Source organism: Paenibacillus sp. J31P316 (genome assembly GCF_056269105.1).
On the sequence record NZ_JBWDNI010000025.1, the window covers coordinates 1 to 23,073 of the forward strand.

Annotated in this window: 26 protein-coding genes and 1 other annotated feature; of the genes, 25 read left to right on the forward strand and 1 reads right to left on the reverse strand. The window is 53.0% G+C overall.

Annotated features, from left to right (window positions below; all coding sequences use genetic code 11):
* Nucleotides 1-387: 387 nt before the first annotated feature.
* The 7 genes from AC0YNU_RS31480 (at nucleotide 388) to pssA (ending at nucleotide 8,556) form a co-directional block, all read left to right on the forward strand.
* Complete coding sequence (locus AC0YNU_RS31480) at nucleotides 388-849, forward strand: CtsR family transcriptional regulator (RefSeq protein WP_475763752.1); 462 nt, start codon at nucleotides 388-390, stop codon at nucleotides 847-849.
* 35 nt (nucleotides 850-884) lie between these two features.
* Nucleotides 885-1,424, forward strand: coding sequence for a UvrB/UvrC motif-containing protein (locus tag AC0YNU_RS31485; RefSeq protein ID WP_475763754.1), 540 nt, complete (start codon nucleotides 885-887; stop codon nucleotides 1,422-1,424).
* 56 nt (nucleotides 1,425-1,480) lie between these two features.
* Nucleotides 1,481-2,521 carry a protein arginine kinase gene (locus AC0YNU_RS31490; RefSeq protein ID WP_475763860.1) on the forward strand — a complete coding sequence of 347 codons (1,041 nt, stop codon included), beginning with the start codon at nucleotides 1,481-1,483 and terminating at the stop codon, nucleotides 2,519-2,521.
* A 2-nt stretch (nucleotides 2,522-2,523) separates the two neighbouring features.
* Nucleotides 2,524-4,983, forward strand: a complete 2,460-nt coding sequence (locus tag AC0YNU_RS31495) for an ATP-dependent Clp protease ATP-binding subunit (RefSeq protein ID WP_475763756.1) — start codon at nucleotides 2,524-2,526, stop codon at nucleotides 4,981-4,983.
* A gap of 202 nt (nucleotides 4,984-5,185) precedes the next feature.
* Complete coding sequence (radA, locus tag AC0YNU_RS31500) at nucleotides 5,186-6,553, forward strand: DNA repair protein RadA (protein ID WP_475763758.1); 1,368 nt, start codon at nucleotides 5,186-5,188, stop codon at nucleotides 6,551-6,553.
* A 15-nt stretch (nucleotides 6,554-6,568) separates the two neighbouring features.
* On the forward strand, nucleotides 6,569-7,645 hold the full coding sequence (gene disA / locus AC0YNU_RS31505; protein WP_475763760.1) for a DNA integrity scanning diadenylate cyclase DisA: 1,077 nt from the start codon (nucleotides 6,569-6,571) through the stop codon (nucleotides 7,643-7,645).
* Nucleotides 7,646-7,803: 158 nt separating this feature from the next.
* A complete protein-coding gene (pssA, locus tag AC0YNU_RS31510; RefSeq protein ID WP_475763862.1) occupies nucleotides 7,804-8,556 on the forward strand; it encodes a CDP-diacylglycerol--serine O-phosphatidyltransferase in 753 nt (250 codons plus the stop codon).
* A gap of 108 nt (nucleotides 8,557-8,664) precedes the next feature.
* Here the strand turns inward: pssA and AC0YNU_RS31515 are convergent, their stop codons facing one another.
* Nucleotides 8,665-9,060 carry a nucleoside triphosphate pyrophosphohydrolase family protein gene (locus AC0YNU_RS31515; protein WP_475763762.1) on the reverse strand — a complete coding sequence of 132 codons (396 nt, stop codon included), beginning with the start codon at nucleotides 9,058-9,060 and terminating at the stop codon, nucleotides 8,665-8,667.
* Nucleotides 9,061-9,248: 188 nt separating this feature from the next.
* Here AC0YNU_RS31515 and AC0YNU_RS31520 point away from each other — a divergent pair, with 188 nt between their 5' ends.
* From AC0YNU_RS31520 to AC0YNU_RS31605, 18 genes are all read left to right on the forward strand, one after another.
* Nucleotides 9,249-10,343, forward strand: coding sequence for a PIN/TRAM domain-containing protein (locus AC0YNU_RS31520; RefSeq protein ID WP_475763764.1), 1,095 nt, complete (start codon nucleotides 9,249-9,251; stop codon nucleotides 10,341-10,343).
* 87 nt (nucleotides 10,344-10,430) lie between these two features.
* Nucleotides 10,431-11,153 carry a 2-C-methyl-D-erythritol 4-phosphate cytidylyltransferase gene (gene ispD / locus AC0YNU_RS31525; protein WP_475763766.1) on the forward strand — a complete coding sequence of 241 codons (723 nt, stop codon included), beginning with the start codon at nucleotides 10,431-10,433 and terminating at the stop codon, nucleotides 11,151-11,153.
* Nucleotides 11,150-11,635, forward strand: a complete 486-nt coding sequence (gene ispF / locus AC0YNU_RS31530; RefSeq protein ID WP_475763768.1) for a 2-C-methyl-D-erythritol 2,4-cyclodiphosphate synthase — start codon at nucleotides 11,150-11,152, stop codon at nucleotides 11,633-11,635. The genes ispD and ispF overlap by 4 nt, the downstream gene beginning before the upstream one ends.
* 39 nt (nucleotides 11,636-11,674) lie before the next feature.
* Nucleotides 11,675-13,132 carry a glutamate--tRNA ligase gene (gltX, locus tag AC0YNU_RS31535; RefSeq protein ID WP_475763770.1) on the forward strand — a complete coding sequence of 486 codons (1,458 nt, stop codon included), beginning with the start codon at nucleotides 11,675-11,677 and terminating at the stop codon, nucleotides 13,130-13,132.
* Between the two features lie 517 nt (nucleotides 13,133-13,649).
* Nucleotides 13,650-14,336: a serine O-acetyltransferase gene (gene cysE / locus AC0YNU_RS31540; protein ID WP_475763772.1), complete on the forward strand. Its 687-nt coding sequence runs from the start codon at nucleotides 13,650-13,652 to the stop codon at nucleotides 14,334-14,336.
* On the forward strand, nucleotides 14,333-15,733 hold the full coding sequence (gene cysS / locus AC0YNU_RS31545; RefSeq protein ID WP_475763774.1) for a cysteine--tRNA ligase: 1,401 nt from the start codon (nucleotides 14,333-14,335) through the stop codon (nucleotides 15,731-15,733). Before cysE ends, cysS begins: the two co-directional genes overlap by 4 nt.
* On the forward strand, nucleotides 15,718-16,194 hold the full coding sequence (locus AC0YNU_RS31550) for a Mini-ribonuclease 3 (RefSeq protein ID WP_475763776.1): 477 nt from the start codon (nucleotides 15,718-15,720) through the stop codon (nucleotides 16,192-16,194). The genes cysS and AC0YNU_RS31550 overlap by 16 nt, the downstream gene beginning before the upstream one ends.
* Nucleotides 16,194-16,958, forward strand: coding sequence for a 23S rRNA (guanosine(2251)-2'-O)-methyltransferase RlmB (gene rlmB, locus AC0YNU_RS31555; RefSeq protein ID WP_475763778.1), 765 nt, complete (start codon nucleotides 16,194-16,196; stop codon nucleotides 16,956-16,958). The genes AC0YNU_RS31550 and rlmB overlap by 1 nt, the downstream gene beginning before the upstream one ends.
* A gap of 2 nt (nucleotides 16,959-16,960) precedes the next feature.
* Entirely contained in the window at nucleotides 16,961-17,482 is a 522-nt protein-coding gene (locus AC0YNU_RS31560; RefSeq protein ID WP_475763780.1) for an NYN domain-containing protein, read from the forward strand.
* A 286-nt stretch (nucleotides 17,483-17,768) separates the two neighbouring features.
* Nucleotides 17,769-18,419, forward strand: coding sequence for an RNA polymerase sporulation sigma factor SigH (gene sigH / locus AC0YNU_RS31565; protein WP_475763783.1), 651 nt, complete (start codon nucleotides 17,769-17,771; stop codon nucleotides 18,417-18,419).
* Nucleotides 18,420-18,738: 319 nt separating this feature from the next.
* Nucleotides 18,739-18,888 (forward strand): 50S ribosomal protein L33, encoded by a 150-nt coding sequence (gene rpmG / locus AC0YNU_RS31570; protein ID WP_090583192.1) that lies wholly within the window; start codon nucleotides 18,739-18,741, stop codon nucleotides 18,886-18,888.
* A 20-nt stretch (nucleotides 18,889-18,908) separates the two neighbouring features.
* A complete protein-coding gene (gene secE / locus AC0YNU_RS31575) occupies nucleotides 18,909-19,118 on the forward strand; it encodes a preprotein translocase subunit SecE (protein ID WP_161705055.1) in 210 nt (69 codons plus the stop codon).
* A 32-nt stretch (nucleotides 19,119-19,150) separates the two neighbouring features.
* Complete coding sequence (gene nusG, locus AC0YNU_RS31580) at nucleotides 19,151-19,684, forward strand: transcription termination/antitermination protein NusG (RefSeq protein ID WP_161705150.1); 534 nt, start codon at nucleotides 19,151-19,153, stop codon at nucleotides 19,682-19,684.
* Between the two features lie 54 nt (nucleotides 19,685-19,738).
* Nucleotides 19,739-20,164: a 50S ribosomal protein L11 gene (rplK, locus tag AC0YNU_RS31585; RefSeq protein WP_090583195.1), complete on the forward strand. Its 426-nt coding sequence runs from the start codon at nucleotides 19,739-19,741 to the stop codon at nucleotides 20,162-20,164.
* Nucleotides 20,165-20,304: 140 nt separating this feature from the next.
* Nucleotides 20,305-20,997, forward strand: a complete 693-nt coding sequence (rplA, locus tag AC0YNU_RS31590; protein WP_161705057.1) for a 50S ribosomal protein L1 — start codon at nucleotides 20,305-20,307, stop codon at nucleotides 20,995-20,997.
* Between the two features lie 18 nt (nucleotides 20,998-21,015).
* Nucleotides 21,016-21,179: a sequence feature (ribosomal protein L10 leader region), on the forward strand.
* 59 nt (nucleotides 21,180-21,238) lie between these two features.
* The gene (gene rplJ / locus AC0YNU_RS31595) at nucleotides 21,239-21,736 is read left to right on the forward strand and encodes a 50S ribosomal protein L10 (RefSeq protein WP_475763787.1); all 498 of its coding nucleotides are present in this window, start codon (nucleotides 21,239-21,241) and stop codon (nucleotides 21,734-21,736) included.
* A gap of 156 nt (nucleotides 21,737-21,892) precedes the next feature.
* A complete protein-coding gene (rplL, locus tag AC0YNU_RS31600; RefSeq protein WP_161705061.1) occupies nucleotides 21,893-22,255 on the forward strand; it encodes a 50S ribosomal protein L7/L12 in 363 nt (120 codons plus the stop codon).
* A gap of 92 nt (nucleotides 22,256-22,347) precedes the next feature.
* Nucleotides 22,348-22,950, forward strand: a complete 603-nt coding sequence (locus AC0YNU_RS31605) for a class I SAM-dependent methyltransferase (RefSeq protein ID WP_475763789.1) — start codon at nucleotides 22,348-22,350, stop codon at nucleotides 22,948-22,950.
* The last annotated feature ends 123 nt before the right edge of the window (nucleotides 22,951-23,073 follow it).

Below are 23,073 nucleotides of genomic sequence, written 5' to 3' on the forward strand. Positions count from 1 at the left end.
GTTAAGCCCTCCAGCGCCGATGGTACTTGGACCGCAGGGTCCTGGGAGAGTAGGACGTTGCCAAGCACGATGAACCGACTGCAGAATTGCAGTCGGTTTTTTGTTGTTTATAAATCTTTTTCATGCGGTTAATCATATAGTGGTATGCATATGTCTAACCGGAATGTTGTGAATGCGCCCTCAACCGCGTATAAATAGGCAAGATCCGCCCAAGCTAATAAGGCAAAGGGAACATAAATCGCATGCCGTAAGTCGCTTGACCTTTTTTGGAATTTGCGTATAATGGAGTTAAGGTCAAAGAAAGTCAAAGTCAATTTGACTAAAAACTTTGACGATTAAGATTATTTGATGCAAGAATGGTTTGGGCAATTTAGGGAGGTTGGCGAAATGCGCAACATTTCCGATCTCATCGAGCAGTACCTCAAGCATATGCTAAAGGAAAGCCCCGGCGGCGCAGTGGAGCTGCAGCGTAATGATTTGGCGGATCGGTTTTCTTGCGTGCCTTCCCAGATCAATTACGTGATCGGTACCCGTTTCACATTGGAGAAGGGCTATTTCGTGGAGAGCAAACGCGGCGGTGGCGGTTATATCCGCATCCAGCGCGTTGAACTGCCTACGTTGTCCGCCCTTCAGGAGCATCTCGTTCAAACCATTGGCGAGCAAGTGGACCAGGATACGGCGGAAGGGGTTATTTATCAGCTGGAGGAAGGGAAATTGATTTCCCGAAGGGAAGCGAATTTGCTTCGGGCGGCTGTTTCCCGCGATTCCTTGGTCTTGAAACTCCCGCTGCGCGACGAAATTCGTGCACGGCTGCTTCGGGCGATGCTTGTTACGCTGCTCATGAAGTAGGCTGCGCAGCCTTGCAAGAGGAGGGATAGTGCGGAATGCTTTGTCAGGAATGCGAGAAGAAGCCGGCTACGCTTCATTTTACGAAGATCGTGAACGGCGAGAAGACGGAGTTTCATATTTGTGAAGCTTGCGCACGTGAACGGGGAGAAGGCATTCCCGGCACGGCGAACGGCTTTTCCATTCACAGTCTCTTGTCGGGTTTGCTGGATTTTGAACAGGCAAGCGCGATGAACGTTATAGGCGCAAAGCCGCAGCAGCAAATCCGCTGTGACAATTGCGGGCTGACATATACGCAATTCAGTAAAATGGGCCGGTTCGGATGCAGTAATTGCTACGTGCAATTCGGAAACAAGCTGGACCCCATTCTGAAGAGAGTGCATGGCAGTACGTCGCATGTCGGTAAAGTTCCGAAACGTGCCGGCGAGCAAATTCAGCTAAGGCGCGAAATCGAGGCGCTGAGACGGGATTTGCAGACGCGGATCGAGCAGGAGGATTTCGAGAATGCGGCCCAAATTCGGGACCGGATTCGCGAGCTGGAACGCAATATAGCCGAGGCCCAGGAAAAGCACGGTTAGGAAGGTGATTCAGAGTGTCGAAGCGGTCTTATGTCGAAGAAGCGCTGAGTGATTGGATGAAAGGCAGTGGTCCTGAGTCCGATGTCGTCATCAGCAGCCGAATTCGCATCGCTCGCAATTTGACGGGACATCCGTTCCCGATGCTGGCCACGAATCAGCAGGCGCACGACGTGATGGAACAGCTTACGGCTGTCGCCGATACCGGAAAGCTGGAGGACTATGGTCCGTTTGAGACGATTGCACTGTCGCAGCTCAGCGAGCTTGAACGTAGAGTACTCGTGGAGAAGCATCTAATCAGTCCGAACTTGGCCAATGAATCGCGCAGCGGAGCGGTCATACTGAGCGAGAACGAAGCTGTCAGCATCATGGTGAATGAAGAGGATCATTTGCGGATTCAATGCCTGTATCCCGGATTTCAAATTAAGGAAGCCTGGGGGCTTGCAAGCCGCATTGACGATATTTTCGAAGAAGAAACCGATTATGCATTCGATGAACGCAGAGGTTACTTAACCAGCTGTCCGACCAACGTCGGCACGGGTATCCGCTCGTCTGTTATGATGCATTTGCCGGGGCTTGTGCTTACCCAGCAGATCAATCGCATTTTGTCGGCCATTACGCAAGTGGGGTTGGCGGTGCGAGGTATTTACGGGGAAGGCAGCGAGGCGACTGGAAATCTGTTTCAAATTTCGAATCAAATTACGCTTGGGCAGTCCGAAGGCGAAATCATCGAGAATTTGCATAACGTAGCCCGCCAAATCATCGAGCATGAACGAGCCGCCAGGCTTCGGCTTCTCGAAGATTCCAAAGTGCGGCTCGAAGATCGCGTACAGCGCTCTTACGGGATATTGTCGCATGCGATGATCATGGACTCCAAGGAGGCCGCTCAGCGCCTGTCCGATGTTCGATTGGGGATCGATCTCGGATTGATTGAGGACGTGTCGCCCCAAGTCATGAACGAAATGATGGTATTAACGCAGCCGGGTTTTCTCCAGCAGGTGTTCAATGAGAAAATGTCGCCCGAACAGCGGGATATCCGGCGTGCGGAACTTATACGTAAGCAGTTGCAGCACAGTGAATCTGATCATGGGGGTGTGTGAACATGATGTTTGGACGATTTACCGAACGGGCACAGAAGGTGCTCGCATTGGCGCAGGAAGAAGCGGTTCGTCTCGGTCACAATAATATCGGTACGGAGCACATTTTGCTCGGTCTGAACCGGGAAGGGGAAGGAATCGCAGCCAAAGCCTTGATCGGCCTTGGACTGAGCTTGGAGAAGATTCAGGACGAAGTGGAGTCGCTCATTGGACGCGGACAGGAACAACCAACCAATATCGCGTACACGCCTCGCGCGAAGAAGGTCATCGAGCTGTCGATGGACGAAGCGCGCAAGCTGGGCCATACGTATGTCGGCACGGAGCATATTTTGCTCGGTCTGATTCGCGAGGGCGAAGGCGTTGCGGCACGCGTACTCAATAATCTCGGCATCAGCCTGAATAAGGCGCGTCAACAGGTGCTGCAGTTGCTTGGAAGCAGCGAAGCGGTATCCAGCAGTCACGGTGCGCCTGCTAATGTCAGCACGCCAACGCTTGACGGTCTGGCTCGCGACTTGACGTCGTATGCCAAAGACGGCAATCTGGATCCGGTTATCGGCCGGAGCAAGGAAATCGAGCGTGTAATTCAAGTGCTCAGCCGTAGAACCAAGAATAATCCGGTCCTCATCGGGGAGCCGGGGGTTGGTAAAACGGCAATCGCCGAAGGACTGGCTCAAAAAATCATCGCCGGTGAAATTCCGGAGACGCTTCGCGACAAGCGCGTCATGACGCTCGATATGGGCTCGGTCGTAGCCGGCACGAAGTATCGCGGCGAGTTCGAGGACCGCTTGAAGAAAATCATGGACGAAATTCGCCAAGCCGGAAATATCGTGCTGTTCATCGACGAGCTTCATACGCTGATCGGAGCTGGCGGTGCAGAAGGCGCAATCGATGCGTCGAATATTCTGAAGCCCGCGCTTGCCCGCGGCGAGCTGCAGTGCATCGGCGCCACGACACTGGACGAATATCGCAAATATATCGAGAAAGACGCAGCTTTGGAGCGTCGCTTCCAGCCAATCACGGTCGATCAACCGTCGCCGGAAGAAGCAGTCCAAATCCTGCATGGTCTTCGCGATCGTTATGAAGCGCATCACCGGGTAAAAATCACGGATGAGGCGATCGAGCAAGCGGTTAAGCTGTCGGATCGTTACATTACGGACCGCTTCCTGCCGGATAAGGCAATCGACCTGATCGATGAAGCGAGCTCCAAAGTCCGCTTGAAATCGTACACGGTACCGCCTAATCTCAAACAGCTGGAAAATCGTTTGGAGGATATCCGCAAGGAAAAAGACTCCGCCGTTCAAAGCCAGGAGTTTGAGAAAGCGGCAGCGCTCCGCGACACCGAACAAAAGATTCGCGAAGAGCTTGATGTGACCAAGAATCAGTGGAAAGAAAAACAAGGCCGCACGGACTCCGAGGTGACGCCTGAAGATATCGCGCAGGTCGTCGCGAGCTGGACCGGGATTCCGGTATCCAAGCTGGCCGAGGAAGAAACGCAGCGCTTGCTCAAAATGGAAGATATCCTGCATGACCGCGTCATCGGTCAAAGCGAAGCGGTCAAAGCGGTATCCCGCGCCATCCGCAGAGCGCGCGCAGGTTTGAAGGATCCGAAACGTCCGATGGGTTCGTTTATTTTCCTCGGCCCGACCGGGGTCGGTAAAACGGAGCTTGCCCGCGCATTGGCAGAGGCGATGTTCGGCGACGAGAACGCGGTCATTCGCATCGACATGTCGGAATACATGGAGAAACACTCTACTTCGAGACTCGTCGGAGCGCCTCCAGGCTATGTCGGGTACGAAGAGGGCGGCCAGTTGACGGAGAAAGTTCGTCGCAAACCGTACTCGGTCGTACTGCTCGACGAAATCGAGAAGGCACATCCGGAAGTGTTCAACATCCTGCTTCAAGTGCTGGAAGACGGCCGGTTGACCGATTCCAAAGGACGCGTCGTCGATTTCCGTAACACGCTGATCATTATGACGTCGAACGTCGGCGCCGATCAAATTAAACGTAATTCCTCGCTCGGCTTCACCGCCGCGCAGGATGCGGGCCGCGACTTTAACATCATGAAAGATAAAGTGCTGGCTGAGCTGAAGAAAAGCTTCCGTCCGGAGTTCCTGAACCGGATCGATGAGACGATCGTGTTCCACTCGCTGGAGCAGGAGCATATCTCTCAAATCGTCACGCTGATGTCCGAAGAGCTTCGCAAACGTCTGCGCGAGCAGGAAGTCGACTTTACGCTCACGGAATCCGCGAAAGCGTTCCTGGCGAAGGAAGGCTTCGATCCGCAGTACGGTGCGCGTCCGCTGCGCAGAGCGATTCAAAAGCATATCGAGGATCGTCTTTCCGAAGATTTGCTGATGGGCAAAATCTCCAAAGGCCATACGCTCATTATCGACGAGAAGGATGGCGGGTTGACCGTAACGCATGTAGACAGCGCTCCGCCGGCGGAAGAACCGGCAACGAAATAAGCAAGTTGCATCGCATACTCCTCATCCACTGCGTTCAGGCAGCGGGTGAGGGGTATTTTTATTCGCCGGGCTTGAACCGATTTCGTCTCTGATCCGTATGAACCGTTGACGGCATGAGGTGCTTTGACGGAATTTAAGGTTTAATCGCATCGGCATAAATGGTAAACTTTGAATGATACGTCTTTTGCATAAGGAGCCGCTCATGGCAAAACTTAAAACCAAGTTCGCATGCACGGAATGCGGCAATGAATCGCCCAAATGGATGGGAAAATGCCCCGGATGCGGGCAGTGGAATACAATGGTGGAAGAGAAAGAAACGGTCGTCAAAACGCAAGGTATGGGTTCGACGCTCATTCAGACGAAAGAAAAGCCGCGACCGATCATACATATAGAAAGTGGTCAGGAAAAGCGGATCGAGACAACCAATAAAGAGTTTAACCGCGTACTGGGTGGAGGCGTCGTTCCGGGCTCGCTCATATTGGTCGGCGGAGATCCGGGAATCGGCAAGTCGACTTTGCTCCTGCAGACGTCGCATGCACTGGCATCTAAGAAACTGACGGTTCTCTATATTTCCGGAGAGGAATCCGTTCGGCAAACGCGCCTGCGCGCGGATCGGCTCGGTGCGTTGTCGGATACGCTGTACGTGCTGTGCGAAACGAACATGGAACAGATCAATGATGCGATAGAGTCGGTCAATCCCGATTTCCTCGTTATCGACTCCATTCAGACCGTGTACGACCCTCAAGTGCAGTCGGCGCCGGGAAGTGTCTCCCAAGTTCGGGAATGTACGGCGCACTTCATGCGGGTTGCCAAAATCAAAGGCATCGCAACTGTGCTTGTCGGCCACGTTACCAAAGAAGGCGCCATTGCGGGTCCGCGGATGCTGGAGCATATGGTGGACTGCGTATTGTACTTCGAAGGAGAACGCCATCATACTTACCGGCTATTGCGAGCGGTGAAGAACCGGTTCGGATCCACGAACGAAATCGGCATATTCGAAATGGTGGAGGATGGACTTCGGGAAGTGAGCAATCCGTCGGAGCTGTTCTTATCGGAGCGGCCAATGGGCGTGTCGGGTTCCACTGTCGTGGCCAGCATGGAAGGCACAAGGCCTGTGCTTGTCGAGATGCAGGCATTAGTCGCAACGACGAATTTCCCTTCACCGCGGCGAATGGCAACGGGTATCGACCACAACCGGATGACCTTGATCGTCGCGGTGCTGGAGAAACGAATGGGCATGTTCCTGCAGACGCAGGATGTTTACCTGAACGTGGCCGGAGGGATCCGGCTGGATGAGCCGGCAGTCGATTTGGCGGCTGCGGTGTGCATTGCATCAAGCAATAAGGATGCGCCGACAAGGCCGTTCGACGTGTTTTTCGGCGAGATTGGCTTAACGGGCGAGGTTCGTGCGGTTTCACGCGCGGAGCAGCGGGTGAAGGAAGCACATAAGCTTGGCTTCAAGCGCGTCATTATGCCGAAGAAGAGCTTGAAAGGCTGGACCCCGCCATCGGGGATTGAAATCATTGGCGTGGAGACGGTCGCAGAAGCGCTGTCCGCGGCATTCGGATAAAGAGGGGGGAAGATCATGAAGGAGTCGAACCAGGCAGAAATGGTCAATCAGCTGCTCCAGATGGTCGCGCCCGGTATGGCGTTTCGCGAAGGGCTGGACAATGTGCTGCGGGCCAAGACAGGAGCGCTCATCGTCGTCGGCTACAGTCCGGAGGTCATGGAGGTCGTTGATGGGGGATTTTCCATCAATTGCGATTTCTCCCCGAACTATTTATACGAGCTTGCCAAAATGGACGGCGCCATCATCTTGAGCGAGGATCGCAAACGAATCCTGTATGCCAACACGCAGCTCATTCCAGACAGTTCAATTTCATCGAGCGAGACGGGAATCCGGCATCGGACGGCGGAACGAGTGGCCAAGCAGACGGGCAAGCTGGTCGTTTCCATCTCGCAGCGGCGCAACGTCATCACCTTGTACCAGGGACAGTTCCGGTACTCATTGAAAGAAATGGGCGTCATTCTGACGAAAGCGAACCAAGCGATACAAACCCTCGAGAAATATAAAGCGGTGCTCGGCCAATCGTTTACGAACCTGTCCGCGCTGGAGTTCGAGGAGATGGTTACGCTTCAGGAAGTGGCGCATGTCATCAAGCGGGTGGAAATGGTCATCCGCGTCAAAATGGAAATTAAGCGCTATGTCAACGAGCTTGGCACGGAGGGTCGACTGATCAGCATGCAGATGGATGAACTGGTCGGCGGGGTAGAAGAAGAATCGTGGTTCCTGCTCAAGGATTACGTGAGAGATCCCTCCGAGGAACGCGTCCGGGAAATCCGCGCGAATATTCGCAAGCTGACATCCGAGGAACTGCTCGAACTGCCGCAAATCCTTAAGCTGCTGGGCTACAGCGGCATAAGCGCAGCGTCGGAGGAGATGGTGGCGCCGCGCGGGTACCGTCTGCTCAGCCGGATTCCGCGCCTGCCTGCCGGCATCATCAATAACTTGGTCGAACGATTCGGAACGCTGCCTCATGTTCTGATGGCGACGATCGAGGAATTGGACTCCGTCGATGGAATTGGCGAGGTTCGCGCCCGTGCGATCAAAGAAGGTCTCAAGCGGATCCAAGAACAGATGTTCATTGACAGACAAATTTAAATCCCATACAATGAGGGAATGCAGACGGAAGCTGGGTACTGCTTACAATTAACACCTTTGTCGCACATGGAGCTTCAAACCGAAGTTTCGTTTTCAAGTTTGCCCTCCAATACTGCGCGATGCGGTTTTGGGGCATAGTAAAGATGAGGTGGAGCAAAATGATTACGAAGTCGATACCGAGTCTTTTTACGGTGGCGAATTTGTTTCTAGGCATTATTGCCGTTATTCTTGTTTTTCCCGACAATGCGAAGCCTGAGCTGGCAGCAATGATGGTTATCATCGCCATGCTGATGGATGGCGTGGACGGTCGGGTCGCGCGGGCACTTAACGCGCAGAGCGAGTTTGGCAAAGAGTTGGATTCCCTGTCGGATGTCATCTCCTTCGGAGTTGCCCCGGCTTTTATCATGTACAGCGTTGCATTTCAGGAGCTTAACTCCGCAGCCGCTTGGATCATTACGGCACTGTTCCCGATTTGCGGAGCGCTGCGACTGGCAAGATTCAATGTCGTTTCCGGAATGCCAGGCTATTTTATCGGCCTTCCCATACCGGCAGCAGGCGGCGTACTGGCTACGCTGGCGCTGTTCCACAAAGATATCGCTTTATCCGTCCTGATGGCAAGCACGCTGGTGCTTTCGTGCCTGATGGTCAGCACGATCCGCTACCCGAACTTTAAGAAGCTCGGCATTCCGAAGAACGCGATTTGGGTCGTTCCCATCATCGTCGTCGTTGTCGTCGCTCTTGGAATCTTGTTTCCGCACCACTTATCCAAAATCATTTTCGTGCCGCTTGTGCTCTATGCGCTGTACGGCTTAAAAAAAAACGTTGATCGCCGTCTCCCGAATAGAAAACGGAAACGCCGGCTGGAGAATCAGCTTCCTGAAGAAGCGGTTCCCGGTGAACATAGCGCATAATTTGCGCAGTATGAGAAAGACCGCCTAGCTCCCTTACAAAGGGAACGGGGCGGTCTTTTTTGTTTCCGTTGCGGCTTTCTGCAGCGGACTGCTCTGTGTTCCGAGCGGTTAAGTTAAATTAAACAGTCCCAGCGTGCTGCATTTGTCGGACTCGCGTTCAATGACATCGTCGAGCTTGATGTCGAGGAGGTTCGCCATGGCCGACATGTAGAAGAGGTTGCGGCCCAATTCGTTCTGGATGGCTTCCTTGCAATGCTCGCATAGCTCGCCGGTGATGTGATGGTGCAGCTTGGTCTTGGCTTTCTCGAGATTGAAGTCATCCTCGTATTGCTGCTTGCGGGCATTGAGTTCGATGCACCCGCATTCGGTGACGGATTTGGCCACGGCGCGGTTAACAGATGCGCCGGACTGTCCGTATTTGGACAGAACGTCCAGTAAGCTGCGATGACGCAGCAGCAACTCGGACACTTGCTGCTGGAATTGCTCCAACGTTGGTGCATTCATCGGTTCCACCTCATTTCAGGAATGGGTTGCTTTGCTCTTATTATAAGCCTCGGCGCGCAGCATTTCAAAACGGATTTACGTGTTTTGTCCCCCTTGCAGCGCAAGTTAATAATTTCTAATGCAATCCCGGCCTTCATGCGATTAACGTGACAATAATTGGAACATAATTGTAATGGAGGTGGATTTATATGATGAAACGAATGATTCAAGGCATTGGTTTATTGTTTGGCGGCGTTATTGGGGCACAACTATTCGGCTCCGTAAACAGCGGCTTAAGCTTCACGGCGTCTACGGGCGGCATTATGCAGCATTCAGGCAGCTATTACATGAGTACGGGCATCGGAGCCGTATGCGGATTAGCGATTGCGTCGATGTTTGCAGGTCCTTTGCTCAAATGGATCGATCAGGGAACGGAACGCGCTTCCGCGATGCCAATTGGCGATTTGCTTTCGGGCGGAGCGGGACTCTTGGGCGGCTTGGCGCTCTCGGCACTACTTTATCCGGCTATGTCCGGGCTTGAAGGCGCTTGGATGGTTATTCCGGTGGCGTTGACCGTCTTGCTGGGTTATGCGGGAATGAGAATCGGACTGAATAAACGAACGGAGCTGGCAGAGGGAATCGCCGCCATCTCGGAACGCAGCGCCAAGTCGGTTCAGCATGACGAGGAAAGCAGCTATGAGGAACATAAGATTTTGGATACGAGCGTCATTATTGACGGGCGGATCGCGGATATTTGCAAAACCGGTTTTATCGAGGGAACCCTCGTCATTCCGGAGTTCGTTCTGGAGGAGCTGCAGCATATCGCGGACTCATCGGATCTGCTCAAGCGTAACCGCGGCCGCAGAGGTCTGGATATTCTGAATAAGATCCAGAAAGAGCTGGACGTTAAAGTGCTGATTTACGAAGGCGACATGGAAGAAGGCGAAGTGGACAGCAAGCTGGTGAAGCTGGCCAAAGCGCTGCACGGCAAAGTCGTTACCAACGATTTTAACCTGAATAAGGTTTGCGAGCTACAGGGTGTATCGGTGTTGAATATCAATGATCTCGCGAATGCGGTGAAGCCGGTCGTCCTTCCAGGTGAGGAGATTGTCGTTCAGGTCATTAAGGACGGTAAGGAACACGGTCAAGGCGTCGCCTATCTAGACGATGGGACGATGATCGTTGTGGAGGGCGGCAGGGACTACATCGGTACGACGATGGAAGTGCTCGTGACGAGCGTGCTACAAACGTCGGCGGGACGGATGATTTTCGCCAAGCCGAAGCTGTTGGAAAAAGCGCTCTAAAGCGGTATGATAGTACACGGATGACTCTCCGCTGCCGATGATGATGGTAGTGCGGAAAGTCGAAGTATACGACGGGGCGGTTAAAGCATGGCAGATCGAAAGGCAACATGGGGCGTCGTCGTCGTGGCGGCGGGACGCGGAACGCGGATGGGAACAACGGAGAGCAAGCAGTATTTGCTTCTGCGGGACAAGCCTATTCTCGTGCATACCTTGGAAACGTTTGAAGCCATGGACGAGATCGCGGCCGTGTGCCTCGTTGTCGGACCGCAGGATGTCGAGCGCTGCGAGGCACTTGTCTCGGACCATGGCCTACATAAAGTTAAAGCAGTCACGGCGGGCGGCAGCGAGCGGCAGCACTCCGTTCAACTGGGACTGAGCACGCTCGATGATTCTGCGGACTGGGTAATGGTGCATGATGGCGTAAGGCCTTTCGTCACGCATAAGGCGGTACGCGCATGCATGGCAAAAGCGTTGGAGACAGGCGCAGCCGTACTGGCCGTGCCTGTCAAAGATACAATTAAGCAAGTGAACGATAATGGCGTCATTACCGCGACACCCGAACGGCGAAGCTTGTGGGCGATTCAAACGCCGCAGGCTTTTCGCCGTTCTTTGCTGGTGCAGGGATTGGAGAAGGCCGCGTCCGAGCGATTCGTCGGTACGGACGATGCCATGGCGGTCGAACGGCTTGGCGTATCGGTAGCGGTCGCCGAAGGGGACTATACGAATATCAAAATAACGACGCCGGATGATTTGCCATACGCGGAGTTTCTGTTGGCAAGCCGGGAGCGGGAGAGAGGAACGGACGTATGATTCGAGTGGGACAAGGATTCGACGTGCATCAGCTGGTGGAGGGGCGTCCATGCATTATCGGGGGCGTGACGATTCCGTACGAACGGGGGCTGCTCGGGCATTCCGACGCAGACGTGCTGCTGCATGCGATCAGCGACGCGGTTCTGGGCGCGCTTGGCCTCGGCGATATCGGCAAGCATTTTCCGGATACCGATCCGGCCTTCAAGGATGCGGACAGCTTGAAGCTGCTTCAGCATATATGGGGGCTCATTAAGGAACGGGGATATAAGCTTGGCAATGTGGATGCGACGATCATCGCGCAACGTCCGAAGATGCTGCCGTATATACCCCAAATGGTAGAGGTCATCGCCGGCGCCCTCGAGGCGGAAGAGAGCTCTCAGGTGAACGTGAAAGCGACGACGACAGAGCAGCTCGGCTTCGCCGGACGCGGCGAAGGGATTGCCGCCCAAGCTGTTGTATGCCTCGTAAAAGTTGTGCTATGATTCAGCAATACAATAGATGACGGGAGGAGTCGACAGGTCATGTCCGATTCAATCAGAGTGCGTTACGCGCCGTCGCCGACGGGGCATTTGCACATCGGGAACGCCAGAACGGCCTTATTCAATTATTTGTTCGCCCGCAATTTAGGCGGGAAATTCATCATCCGCATTGAAGATACCGACGTCAAACGGAACGTTGCCGGCGGGGAAGAGAGCCAGCTGACGTATTTGAAATGGCTCGGCATCACATGGGATGAGAGCGTGGATATCGGTGGCGGCTACGGGCCGTACCGTCAAACGGAGCGGCTCGATATCTACCGTAATTACTGGCAGGATCTGCTGGACCGCGGGCTAGCTTACAAATGCTATTGCACGGAGGAAGAGCTGGAGCAGGAGCGGGAAGAACAGACGGCTCGCGGTGAAATGCCGCGTTATTCCGGCAAGCACCGCAACCTGACGGCGGAGGAGCGGGCTGCGTTCGAAGCGGAGGGCCGCATTCCGAGCATTCGGTTCCGCGTTCCGGAAGGAAAGACTTACGTGTTCAATGACTTGGTTAAGGGCCAGATCAGTTTTGAGTCGGATGGCATCGGCGATTACGTCATCGTGAAGAAGGACGGCATCCCGACCTATAACTTCGCGGTTGCCTTGGATGACCATTTGATGGCGATCAGCCATGTGCTTCGCGGAGAAGACCATATCTCCAATACGCCGCGCCAGCTGATGATTTATGAAGCGTTCGGCTGGGAGCCGCCGGTATTCGGCCACATGACGCTGATCGTGAACGAGAACCGCAAGAAGCTCAGCAAACGCGACGAATCCATTATTCAATTCATCGAGCAGTACGACAAGCTGGGCTATCTGCCCGAAGCGATGTTCAACTTCATTGCGCTGCTCGGCTGGTCGCCCGAGGGCGAGCAGGAGATTTTTTCGCGCGACGAGTTGATCGGTGCGTTTACCGCTAATCGCCTCAGCAAGAGCCCTGCCGTATTCGATACGAACAAGCTGGCTTGGATGAACAATGAATATATGAAGAAAACGGAGATTGCCCGCGTCGTCGATCTCTGTCTGCCGCATTTGGAAGCAGCGGGACGCGTGACCGGCGTATTGTCCGACAGTCAGCGTGCATGGGTAAGCGATCTAGTGGCATTGTATCAGGACAAACTTCGCTCTGCTTCGGAAATCGTACCGCTCACGGAATTGTTCTTCCTCCCAGGACCCGCGGACGAAGAAGAAGCGTTTACCGTACTTGCTGAAGAGCAGGTGCCTGCAGTGCTGACGGCTTTCCTCGAGCAGGTTAATGCGTTGGAAGGACTCACGGTGGATAGTATCAAAGCAGCAATCAAGTCGGTTCAGCAAGCGACAGGGTTCAAGGGCAAACAGCTGTTCATGCCGATCCGAGCCGCATTGACCGGGCAGACGCACGGTCCCGATCTCAATGCGACGATCGTCTTGCTCGGACAAGCGAAGGTGCAGGAGCGACTAGCGGCTCGTTTGGGTTAGCCGGCTCCATACCGGGAGAACGGGCGCCAGGCCACTTGTCAGTTCTAGGACTGTGGGCTATACTTGAACTAAATCAATCGGTATCGTCGAAGAGTTCGACAACACTTATAAGGCATGGAACAGGATCGTTTATTTCAAACGGAAATGACAGAGATGGCGACCTTTCGAACGGAGCCGCAGGAAGAGTTCGTTCGATCGGGTGGAAGTCGCCGCTTTCCGGAGATAGACATTGCGCCTGGGAGCCGCATCTCCGAACTGCCGCGCGCAGGGTGGGCGATGACGAACGCGTCCTCGTTACGGACGAATGAGAACGTACGCGCCTGCGGAAGCATGCGCTGCGAAGCAGAGTGGAACCGCGTGAATACGCCTCTGCAGCCTTTTATGGGCTGCGGGGGCTTTTTGTTTGCCTGTCCGGTGACTGAGAGGGAGCTGACAGGCGGAATGAAACTTGTCGCGCCGCTGATGGGGCGGTGGCGGGCCGCTTCACGTTGCTAAGTAGAGAGGGGGGAACTTGACCATGCTGCGCAATATGAAATCCGACATCCAGGCCGTACTCGAGAACGATCCCGCTGCGCGCAATATGTTCGAGGTCGTTTTCACGTACTCGGGGCTTCATGCCATCTGGGCTCATCGGATCGCACATCGACTGTTCAAGCGCAAATGGTTTACGCTCGCCAGGGTGATTTCGCAGGTGAGCCGGTTTTTCACAGGAATCGAAATTCATCCCGGCGCGCGCATCGGCGACCGGTTGTTCATCGACCACGGAATGGGCATCGTCATCGGGGAAACCTGCGAAATCGGCGATAATGTCATCATTTATCAAGGCGTCACGCTGGGCGGCACAGGCAAAGAAAAGGGGAAGCGGCATCCGACGATTGGCAACAACGTAGTCATTGCTTCGGGAGCTAAGGTTCTAGGCTCCTTCACCATTGGAGACAATGTGAATATCGGCGCGAATTCCGTCGTGTTGCGCGAAGTGCCCGCCAACAGTACGGTAGTTGGCATTCCGGGCCGGATCGTCAAGCGTAATGGCGCCCGGGTGAGCGATCGTCTCAATCATGCCCAGCTTCCCGATCCTGTGATCGAGATGCTCCGGGCCATGCAGAAGGAAGTGTCGGAACTGCGGGCGGAGCTGGAGAGAGAGAAAGAGTTGGCGAAGGAACGAAATAAACAGCCAGTAGCTGGAGGAGAACCAAGACTATGACCTTGCGAATTTATAATACGTTGACGCGCGAGAAGGAAGATTTCAAGCCCCTTGTACCGGGTAAAGTAAACATGTACGTTTGCGGACCGACAGTTTATGACTATATTCATATCGGCAATGCGCGACCTGCGATTTTCTTCGATGTCGTGCGGCGTTACCTGGAAGCGCTCGACTATGACGTGCGCTATGTCGTGAATTTTACCGACGTCGATGACAAATTGATCCGTAAAGCGGAGCAGCTCGGCACGACGGTGCCGGAAGTGGCTGAACGGTTCATTGCCGCCTTCAACGAGAATATCGAAGGGCTGGGCATTCATAAAGCGACGATGAACCCGCGTGTGACGGAAAATATTCCGGAAATCATCGCGTTTATCGAAGAGCTGGTTGCGAACGGCCACGCCTACGAGAACGGCGGCGATGTGTTTTTCCGTACGGGCACGTTCCCGGATTACGGCAAGCTGTCCCATCAGAATTTGGAGGAGCTGCAGCTAGGTATTCGGATCGGCGTCGACGAGCGCAAGGAGAACGGCCAGGATTTCGTGTTGTGGAAGGCAGCAAAGCCAGGCGAGATCAACTGGGAGAGTCCTTGGGGACCGGGGCGTCCGGGTTGGCATATCGAATGCTCGGCGATGGCGCGCAAATATTTGGGCGAAACGCTCGACATCCACGGCGGCGGACATGACCTTCAATTCCCGCATCACGAGTGCGAAATCGCGCAGTCCGAGTCGGTAACGGGCAAGCCGCTTGCTACGTATTGGATGCATAACGGGTATATTAATATCAACAATGAGAAGATGTCCAAATCCCTCGGCAACGGAATCACGGTTCAGGACATGTTGACCCGCATCAAACCGGCGGTCATCCGGTACTTCATGCTATCGGCCCACTATCGGAGCCCGCTGAACTTCAGCGACGAGACGATCGCGCAGGCGGAGAACAGCATCGAGCGCATTGCCAATTGCGTCGCCAACATCAAACACCGGCTGGAGGCCGCTGTTAGCGCACCTGGAGAGGAACTTGCTCCATTAAAGGCGCGCATCGATGACATTAAGGAGCAATTCAAAGCCAAAATGAACGATGATTTCAATACGCCGGATGCCATTACAGCCGTATTCGAACTGGTCAGCGAGGCGAATCTGCACCTGCAGCGGCCGGTCGTGTCTCCGGAAGCGCTGCAGCTTCTGCTCACCGCATTCGATACATTCGACCGCGTGCTCGGTTTGTTGGCAGCCGACGAAGAACTGCTGGATGAGGAGATCGACGCGCTTATCTTGGAACGTACGGAAGCCCGCAGCAGCAAGAACTGGAAGCGGGCCGACGAGATTCGCGACCTGCTCGCCGAGAAGGGGATCGTGCTGGAAGATACGCCGCAGGGTATTCGATGGAGACGCAAGTGACGAGCGGTCGATCCGAAGAACTGAACCTGTGGTTTCATGAGCCGACTAAACCGATCAACCTCATGAACCCGATCGTACTGGCCTACATCGGGGATGCCGTATATGAAGTGCTTGTGCGCCAGTATTTGATTTCGCTCCCGAATCATAAACCGCACCACCTGCATAAGCAGGCGACCCAATTCGTTTCGGCGAAGGCCCAGTTTCTCATCCTCGAGAAATGGCGTTCGCATCTGACGGAAGAAGAAGCGGATATCGTACGGCGGGGGCGCAATGCGAAGTCCGGCACGATGCCCAAGAACGCGGATCCCGCACATTACAAACAAGCGACGTCGCTGGAATGCCTCGTCGGTTACTTATATTACGGCAAGAAGGTCGGCAGACTGCGCGAGCTGATGGCGATTGCTTTCGGCGAAGTGGATGACATGCCGGCCGAGGTCGGCACAAACGAAGGAGAATTATAATGAGCGAACGTGAAGAAGAATCCTCACAGGAATGGATCGCAGGCAAGCACCCGGTCATGGAGGCGCTGCGCTCCGGACGTGAGATCAATAAAATCTGGGTAGCCGAGCAGGCGCAGAAGAACGCGCAGCCGATGATGCTGGAAGCCAAGAAGGCGGGCGTCATCGTCCAAATCGTGGATAAGCGCAAACTGGATCAAATGGTGGATGGCATGGCTCACCAAGGGATCGTCGCGCAAGTAGCTGCTCACCGGTATTTTGAGGTAGACGAGCTGCTGGCGCGTGCGAAGGAAAGCGGAGAACTGCCGTTCTTCCTGCTGTTGGATGAGATCGAGGATCCGCATAATCTGGGCTCTATCCTGAGAACGGCAGAATGCACAGGCGTTCATGGCGTCATTATTCCGAAACGTCGTTCTGCATCCTTAACGGCGACGGTGACCAAAACCTCTGCAGGTGCGGTGGAGTACGTGCCCGTAGCGCGGATAACGAACATGGCGCAGACGATCGACAAGCTCAAGGAAGCGGGAGTTTGGGTAGCGGGTGCCGATGTCGGTGCGGAGCGGGACGTATTTGCGTCCGGAATGAAGTTTGACATGCCTCTGGCGATTGTCATTGGCAACGAAGCGAAGGGGATTGGAAGACTGATCCGTGAGAAATGCGATTTTCTCATCAAGCTCCCTATGCACGGGCAATTGAACTCCCTGAACGCATCCGTCGCTGCCGGCGTGCTGATGTATGAAGTATTGCGGCAGCGTATTGGCAAGTAACCGTGCGGCGGCGAGACGACGTCCTGCTCGTTGACGGCTATAACATGATTGGAGCTTGGCCGGAGCTGGCGACTTTGCGGGACAAGGGACTAGAGGATGCCCGCGACCGGTTGCTAGAGATGCTTGCGGATTATCAAGGCTTTACCGGGATGTCGGTCTACGTCGTATTCGACGCGCATCAGGTGCCTGGAATTGGGTCCACGTTCAAACAGCATCGTTTGACGGTTGTTTATACGAAGGAGAAGGAAACCGCCGACGCCTGCATTGAACGGCTTGCCGCGGAACTCGCCATGCGCAGTCGCAATATTTATGTCGCTACGTCCGATATGGCGGAGCAGCATATTACTTTCGGCAAGGGAGCGCTCCGATTATCCGCCCGCGAGCTGCTCATCGAGCTCAAGCAGAATCGCAAAGCCATTGAGCAAAAGGTCGAACATAAGAGCCAGGTTCGCAACGAGCTGGACGGCAATCTAAGCATGGACGTCCGCTTGAAATTGGAAAAGTGGCGCAGGGGCGGAAAGTGATAGTTATCGCGTGTCACGCGCAAGTCAGGTTAATTGACGCGAAAACGAAAAATAACGGTTCAAAATCCCATTTATTCCATATAGTTAGTGTTGTTTTGGGGTGATCCTCATTGACGTTTAAAGGTTACGTACTGTATACTGGGTCTATGTTTCTGAACGGTGATAGCTGCTAGATTATGCCATATTCTAGCGAACACGACTTGTTGATATGACATTGCGGGCCGGTAAATAGTTTTAGCTGCTGAAGTTAAGGGCTTTTATGCCTTTCGAGCCGGAGGGATTGTTCGTGAGCATCGACCTCAGAGATTGGAAAACGCTGGACTTTGACTGCAAAACGGACGAAGACGTGGTCGAATTGGTTCGCGAAGGCGACGGCGAAGCGTTGGAGTATCTAATTAACAAATATAAGAACTTTGTCCGTGCTAAAGCGCGTTCCTACTTTCTCATCGGGGCCGATCGCGAAGATATTGTTCAAGAGGGCATGATCGGGCTTTATAAGGCGATACGCGATTTCAGAGGCGAGAAGCTGGCGTCGTTCAAGGCGTTTGCTGAGCTGTGCATCACGAGGCAGATTATTACGGCCATTAAGACGGCTACGCGCCAGAAGCACATCCCGCTGAATTCATATGTTTCGCTGGACAAGCCGATCTACGACGAAGACTCCGACCGGACGCTTCTGGATGTCATCTGCGGAACCCGCGTATCGGATCCGGAAGAGCTGATTATCAACCAGGAAGAATTCGTAGGCCTGGAAGATAAGATGTCCGAGATATTAAGCGACTTGGAACGTAAAGTACTGATGCTTTATCTGGACGGGAAATCATACCAGGAAATTGCTGTTGATTTGGAGCGCCACGTGAAGTCGATCGATAATGCGCTGCAGCGCGTAAAGCGCAAGCTCGAGCGGTATTTGGAAGTTCGAGACATCGGAATTTAACATTTCTAATGAGAGCCGATAAGGCTCTTTTTTAATGGGAAGGGTTTTCGGCGTTTGAAACCAATGATCGGTGACGATACTGGTGATGACGAAGAGAAAATTTTCGCCTGCTTTGCGCTGTTGTGCCTCGAGCCAAAACGTACATTTACCTAGCTGATAGAGAGGTGCTGCGGCACTGTTTTCCATTGACACTCCCTAGTGCTTGTGATAAAGTGTTTTGGTAGCCCTAAATAGGTCTTTTTTTATTATGGGTCAATCAGGCTAGTTTCACATACAGTGCATCAAACTTTATCCATGCTTAGTTTGGGAGGTGTCAACAATGCGGGTAATTATTACGTTGGCTTGCACAAACTGCAAACAAAGAAACTATGCTTCCAGCAAGAACAAACGGAATCACCCCGACCGTATTGAGATGAAGAAGTTTTGCAAGTATTGTAACGAGCATACTCCTCATCGCGAAACAAGATAGGTCATTTTGGAGGTGTGGACGTGGCATTTTTAGCTAAACTGAAGCAAAGCTTCGGGTCGACGTTTTCCTTCTTCACCGACAGCTTCGCGGAATTGAAGAAAGTCCGCTGGCCAAGCCGAAAAGAATTGACAAGCTATTCGCTCGTGGTTTTCTTCACGATCATAGCGATGACAATTTACTTCTGGGTACTTGACATTGGAATTTCCGCATTGGTCGAACTGATTGTTTAAGAAGGGGCCAAGGGTGGCTTGTTATGGAAATGATGGAAAAAAGATGGTATGTTGTTCACACCTACTCGGGTTATGAGAACAAAGTGAAAGCGAACCTCGAGAAGCGCGTTGAATCTATGGGCATGGAGGACAAGATCTTCCGCGTGCTCGTCCCGATGGAGGAAGAAGTGGTAGACAAGGACGGTAAGAAAAAAACCGTCATGCGTAAAGTTTACCCCGGCTATGTCCTCGTCGAGATGGTTCAAACCGACGATTCTTGGTATGTGGTTCGTAACACTCCAGGCGTAACCGGATTTGTCGGTTCGACAGGCTCTGGTTCAAAACCAACTCCGCTTTTGCCTGATGAAGTGGAACAAATTTTGAAACACATGGGCATGGAAGAACCGAAACCGAAAATCGAGTTCGATTTGAAGGAAACGGTGCGCGTTAAGGTCGGGCCATTCGCTAACTTTGTCGGAACAGTGGAAGAAATTCTGCTCGACAAAAGCAAGCTGAAGGTTCATGTCAACATGTTCGGCAGAGAGACGCCAGTTGAGTTGGACTACGGCCAAGTGGAAAAGGTCTAATAGACCTGGTCTGCGCTGCGAACATGTGATTACTACGGCAAGGAGGTGTTCATCATGGCAAAAAAGGTCATCAAGTTGGTTAAATTGCAAGTTCCAGCGGGTAAAGCGAATCCGGCTCCGCCGATCGGTCCAGCGCTAGGTCAAGCAGGTGTTAACATCATGGCGTTCTGTAAAGAGTTCAATGCTCGTACAGCTGATCAAGCGGGACTTATCATTCCGGTTGTAATCACCGTATTCGAGGATCGCTCGTTTACATTCGAAACGAAAACGCCGCCGGCTGCTGTACTTCTTCGCGTTGCTGCTAAGATCGCTAAAGGATCGGGCGAGCCGAACAAGAAGAAAGTCGCAACAGTTAAACGTTCTGTCGTTCGCGAGATCGCTGAACAAAAAATGCCTGACCTCAACGCAGCTTCTGTAGAAGCAGCAATGCGCATGGTTGAAGGTACTGCACGCAGCATGGGCGTTGTCATCGAGGACTAGTTCCCGACTGGCACACATGCTTTCTAGACACGCTAGAGTGCGTTGTCTGACCGATGGAACGCTGTGTTCCGTCGGGTGGGAGGGTCTCCAGGAACAGTTGGAGGATTTTCCGCTACTACCACATAAGGAGGAAATTTCTAATGGCTAAACACGGTAAGAAATACCAAGAAGCTGTAAAGCTGATTGATGTTGAAGCGACTTACGAGTCTGCCGAAGCGATTGAGCTCGTTAAGAAAGCCGCTACAGCGAAATTTGACGAAACTGTTGAAGTTGCTGTGCGTTTGGGCGTAGATCCTAAGAAACAAGACCAAGCCGTTCGTGGTGTCGTCGTACTTCCGCACGGTACTGGTAAAACTAAACGCGTTCTCGTTTTTGCTAAGGGCGATAAAGCCAAAGAAGCAGAAGCTGCTGGCGCAGATTATGTTGGCGATGCTGACGTAATCGCTAAAATCCAACAAGGCTGGTTCGAGTTCGACGTTTGCGTTGCGACTCCGGACATGATGGCTGAAGTTGGTAAGCTCGGCCGTATCCTCGGCGGTAAAGGCCTTATGCCTAACCCTAAAGCGGGTACTGTAACGTTTGACGTTACGAAAGCCGTGCAAGAAATCAAGGCTGGTAAGATTGAATACCGTCTTGACAGAGCAGGTCAAATCCATGCACCAATCGGTAAAGTATCGTTCGACTCCGAGAAGCTGAACGAAAACTTGAAAACGCTGATTGACGCACTGAACCGCGCAAAACCAGCTGCGGCTAAAGGGGTTTACCTGAAAGGCATTTCCGTTTCCTCGACGATGGGACCTGGCGCACGTTTGAATGCTGCTTCGTTCCGCTAAGAGATTAGACGGGAATTTGAGAATCGAATATGCATACCGAAGACAGTAGGTGCCGGCCACCGGCTTAATTTCCTACCGAGGTGTTATGATAAACGTGTTTGTACGCCCAGCCCTTCTGGGGCTGGCGAGTAACGGACCATCATGGCCTTCGCTCTGTCTGCGGGGGCCTTTCTCATGCATCGCGGGGGAGGATTCCGCTGCAACAATCGGGATGTTGACAACATAACGGGAGGTGTACATTTTGGCAAACGCAAAAATTATCGAAGGTAAAGAGCAGGCAGTTGCGGAAATCACAGCGAAACTTCGCGAGAGCTCCAGCACAGTTGTAGCCGATTACCGTGGTCTTAACGTTGCGCAAGTAACGGAACTGCGTAAACAATTGCGCGAAGCTAACGTCGAGTTCCAAGTCTTGAAAAACTCGCTCGTTCGCCGTGCGACTGCAAATGCAGAACTGAGCGAATTGGATGCTGTTCTTGCAGGCCCTACGGCTATCGCATTCAGCAAAGAGGACGCAGTTGCTCCAGCCAAAATTTTGGCTGACTTCGCTAAGAAGAACGACGCTCTGAAACTTAAAGGCGGCGTGGTTGAAGGTCAAGTATTTAATGCGGAACAAATCAAAGCGCTGGCAGATCTGCCATCCCGCGACGGTTTGCTCTCCATGCTCCTCAGCGTGCTCCAAGCACCTATGCGCAACTTCGCCCTTGCGGTTAAAGCTGTTGCAGAGAAGCAAGAAGCTTAGGATGATTGGTTTGGCTCAGCCAGCAGGCTGAGACAGCATTCATCCAGAACGATTGGTTTGTGGTGGCCTATGGCCGACGCAGCATTCAATTAAGATACCGGCTTGCCGGATTCATTGGTACGACCAAACTAAAACAAATTATCGGAGGTTTATCTCATGAGTAAAGAGCAAATCTTGGAAGCCATCAAAGGCATGAACGTTCTTGAACTGAACGACCTGGTTAAAGCAATCGAAGAAGAATTCGGCGTAACTGCTGCAGCACCTGTAGCATTCGGCGGCGGCGCAGCTGCAGCTGTAGTCGAAGAGCAATCCGAGTTCGACGTTATCTTGAACAACGCTGGTGCTTCCAAAATCAACGTTATCAAAGTCGTTCGCGAAATCACAGGTCTTGGCCTGAAAGAAGCGAAAGATCTTGTTGACGGCGCTCCTAAAGCAATCAAAGAAAAAGTATCCAAAGAGGATGCTGAAGCTGTTAAAGCTAAACTTGAAGAAGCTGGCGCTTCCGTAGAAGTGAAGTAGTAACCCGCTCATCAGAGGTAAACCCCTTGAAGCGTTCGCTTCAAGGGGTTTCCTTATGAATGGGCATGCCGGCAGGAATCAGGAGGGAAAGCATGTCGGATCATTATTACACGCAAACGCCGGGAGCCAGGCATGATCGTCAGCAGCTTGAAACCGAGCTTCGCGGACATAAACTGCGTTTTACGACGGATGCAGGCGTCTTTTCGAAGACGGGCATCGATTTTGGAAGCCGCGTGTTGATTGATGCGCTCGAAGTGGGTGAACATGATCGCATTTTGGATGTCGGCTGTGGCTATGGTCCTATCGGCATTACAGTTGCGAAGCTTGCTCCGGCTGGTCAGGTAACGATGATTGATGTCAATGAGCGGGCGGTTGCCCTGGCGAATGAGAATGCCAGATTAAATGGCGTTACCAATGCGGCTGCCGTGCAAAGCGATATCTATGAACGCGTTCAAGGACAGTCATTCGATGCGATCATTACGAATCCGCCGATCCGGGCTGGCAAAGAGGTCGTGCATCGGATTTTCGAGGAAGGTTTCCAGCTATTGAAGCCGGGAGGATCCATGTGGGTCGTTATTCAGAAGAAGCAAGGGGCGCCGTCAGCGGAAGCCAAGCTGGAAGCTGTCTACGGCAATGTGGAAGAAGTGACGAAAGAAAAGGGATACCGCATATTTAGGGCTCGCAAAGAGCAATAGGGAAACAGAATCATTTATTGACGCGGCTTCCCCGATGTGGTATCATTATAAAATGTCAGCATTAAAATGGGCGCATTCTCTTTAGTCGACTAAAATGTCAAGCGCTATTTTAAACGTATAAAA